The organism is Mesobacillus sp. (assembly GCF_049588175.1).
Lineage (GTDB): Bacteria > Bacillota > Bacilli > Bacillales > Cytobacillaceae > Mesobacillus.
This window is the reverse complement of the sequence record NZ_JBAVFI010000765.1, coordinates 1-3,107: the sequence shown is the minus strand read 5'-3', so window position 1 is coordinate 3,107 and position 3,107 is coordinate 1. Positions and strand designations below refer to the sequence as shown.

Annotated in this window: 3 protein-coding genes; all 3 read left to right on the top strand. The window is 43.3% G+C overall.

Translation table 11 applies throughout. The features are described from left to right. Window positions 1-121 precede the first annotated feature (121 nt). Window positions 122-850 carry a GntR family transcriptional regulator gene (locus WB217_RS18520; protein ID WP_423994798.1) on the top strand — a complete coding sequence of 243 codons (729 nt, stop codon included), beginning with the start codon at window positions 122-124 and terminating at the stop codon, window positions 848-850. Next, entirely contained in the window at window positions 843-2,378 is a 1,536-nt protein-coding gene (gntK, locus tag WB217_RS18515) for a gluconokinase (RefSeq protein ID WP_423994797.1), read from the top strand. The genes WB217_RS18520 and gntK overlap by 8 nt, the downstream gene beginning before the upstream one ends. 120 nt (window positions 2,379-2,498) lie before the next feature. After that, a partial coding sequence (locus WB217_RS18510; protein ID WP_423994796.1) for a gluconate:H+ symporter occupies window positions 2,499-3,107 on the top strand: 609 nt, incomplete at its 3' end.

Here is a 3,107-nt window from a genome sequence, read left to right as displayed (position 1 = left end):
GTGTTCCAAAGTGGAACATGAGAACCGTCCCCATGTTTACGAGAAAACGCTTGCAATTTTATTAAATAGGATTTAATATACTTGTATACAAGTATACTTGATTAATAAGAAGGTGTAATAAATGAGTGAAAAGAAGGATTTTCTTTATCCTCAAAAGTGGCTTTCGAAGGCTTCGACTGGTGATCGTGTTGCGAGTGAGCTTAGAATGCAGATTATTTCAGGGCTGATTGAAAGCGGTGCCATCCTTTCGGAAAATAAGCTGGCTGCTGATTTTAACGTAAGTCGCTCACCCATTCGTGAAGCACTTAAAATTCTTGCCTCTGAGAATCTGATCCGTTTAGAAAGAATGGGCGCTGTTGTCATTGGTCTGACGGAGAAGGATATCGAAGAAATTTACGATGTTCGTTTATTAATAGAAACGTTTGTTTTTGAACGAATGATGAAAATAGACACAACTGAGCTCGTGCGTGAACTTAGCAAAATCCTTGAAATGATGAAAATCGCCATTAAATACAAAGATGCTGATGAGTTTTCCTTACAGGATGTGCTATTCCATGAAACCATCATCCGGGCAATCAATCATTCCTACATCAAGATGATTTGGGATAACACAAAACCTGTTATGGAAGCATTCATTCTTTTATCGATGCGAGTAAGGGTCGAGGAAAAGTACGAGGACTTCCAGCGCATTATTGATAATCATGAGCTTTATATTGAAGCCATCAAAACGAAGAATCGCGACCTGATGATTAAATCCTTACACCAAAATTTTGATGATGTTCAAGGTAAAGTCGAAGACCTTTGGATATCGCAGCAAACGCTTTCCAGGGGAGTTGAGAAAAATGACTAGCTATATGTTAGGGATCGACATCGGTACAACAAGTACAAAAGCTGTTTTATTCAGCGAAAAAGGTGAAGTCATCCAGCAGGAGAATATCGGCTACCCGCTCTTCACGCCAGACATTTCAACTGCAGAACAAGACCCTGACGAAATTTACATGGCAGTATTAACGGCCATCACAAAAATAATGAAAAATCATTCCCATAAAACGCTGAGCTTCATTTCCTTCAGCAGCGCGATGCACAGTGTCATCGCGATTGATGAAAATGACCAGCCGCTGACGCCATGCATCACCTGGGCGGATAATCGCAGTGAAGCATGGGCCCATAAAATCAAAGACGAACTGAATGGGCATGAAATCTACAAGCGAACAGGTACGCCAATCCATCCAATGTCACCTTTGAGCAAGATTGCCTGGATGGTGAATGAACGTCCTGAAATTGCCTCTAAAGCGAAAAAGTATATCGGCATCAAGGAATACATCTTCAAAAAATTCTTTGATCAATATGTCGTCGATCACTCCCTCGCCTCTGCGATGGGGATGATGAATCTCAAGAATCTGGATTGGGATGAGGAAGCATTAAAAATTGCAGGCGTCAGCAGCGATCAGCTATCAAAGCTTGTTCCTACAACTGAGATTTTCACAAACTGCAATCCGGAAGTAGCAAAACAGATTGGGATTGACCCACAAACTCCTTTCGTCATCGGCGCAAGTGATGGCGTCCTTTCAAACCTCGGTGTTAACGCGATTGGCAAAGGCGAAATTGCCGTCACCATCGGAACAAGCGGTGCAATTCGCACGATCATTGACGAGCCGCAAACCGATGAAAAAGGACGAATCTTCTGCTACGCCTTGACCGAAAAGCACTGGGTCATCGGCGGACCTGTCAATAATGGTGGGATGGTCCTTCGCTGGATCCGTGATGAATTTGCCGCTTCCGAGGTGGAGACAGCCAAACGACTTGGCATCGATCCATACGATGTTTTAACGAGAATTGCTGAACGCGTCAGACCTGGAGCTGAGGGATTGCTTTTCCATCCTTACCTTGCCGGTGAGCGTGCGCCATTATGGAACCCGGATGTACGAGGATCATTCTTCGGCCTGACGATGTCCCATAAAAAAGAGCATATGATTCGCGCAGCGCTTGAAGGAGTTATTTTCAACCTGTATACAGTGTATTTGGCCCTGACAGAAGCGATGAAAGAACCTGTGACGAGAATCCAGGCTACCGGCGGCTTCGCACGATCAGAAGTGTGGCGCCAGATGATGTCCGATATATTCGACACAGACGTGGTCGTACCGGAAAGCTATGAAAGCTCATGCTTGGGCGCTTGTATCTTAGGCCTGTATGCCACAGGTAAAATCGATTCATTCGAGGTCGTTTCTGACATGATCGGCAGTACTCACAAGCATACGCCTAATGAAGACGCTGCTAAGGAATACAGACAGCTGGTACCCATCTTCATCAGCTTATCCAGAGTTTTGGAAAAAGATTATTCACGTATCGCAAACTATCAGAGAAGCTTGATCAAATAAGCTTCTCACTGGGGATTCTATTATCCCCTCGCCAAAAATGTTAGCGCTTTATTTTACAGAGGGAATGCCCCGCTTCATGCGGGAAAAATAAATAATAAATACAATTAGGGGGAAATGACAATGCCATTGGTAATTGTTGCAATTGGTATCTTAGCTTTACTTTTACTCATTATGGGCTTAAAGCTAAACACATTCGTTTCATTAATTATTGTTTCATTTGGTGTAGCTTTAGCACTTGGAATGCCTTTAGATGTCATCGTTAAAACAATTGAAGCAGGTTTAGGCGGAACGCTCGGCCACCTTGCGTTAATCTTCGGACTTGGCGCGATGCTTGGTAAATTGATCGCAGATTCAGGCGGTGCCCAGCGGATCGCTATGACACTAGTAAACAAATTCGGTGAAAAGAACATTCAATGGGCAGTCGTTGCTGCTTCATTCATTATCGGTGTCGCTCTATTCTTCGAAGTAGGTTTAGTACTATTAATTCCAATCGTATTTGCTATTTCAAAAGAATTGAAGATTTCTATTTTATACCTTGGTATTCCAATGACTGCCGCGTTATCTGTAACACACGGCTTCCTGCCTCCACACCCTGGCCCAACTGTTATTGCTGGTGAATATGGTGCAAACATTGGTGAAGTATTGCTTTATGGTTTTATCATTGCCATTCCAACCGTATTCTTAGCTGGTCCAGTTTTTACAAAAATCGCGAAAAGGCTTGTACCAGAA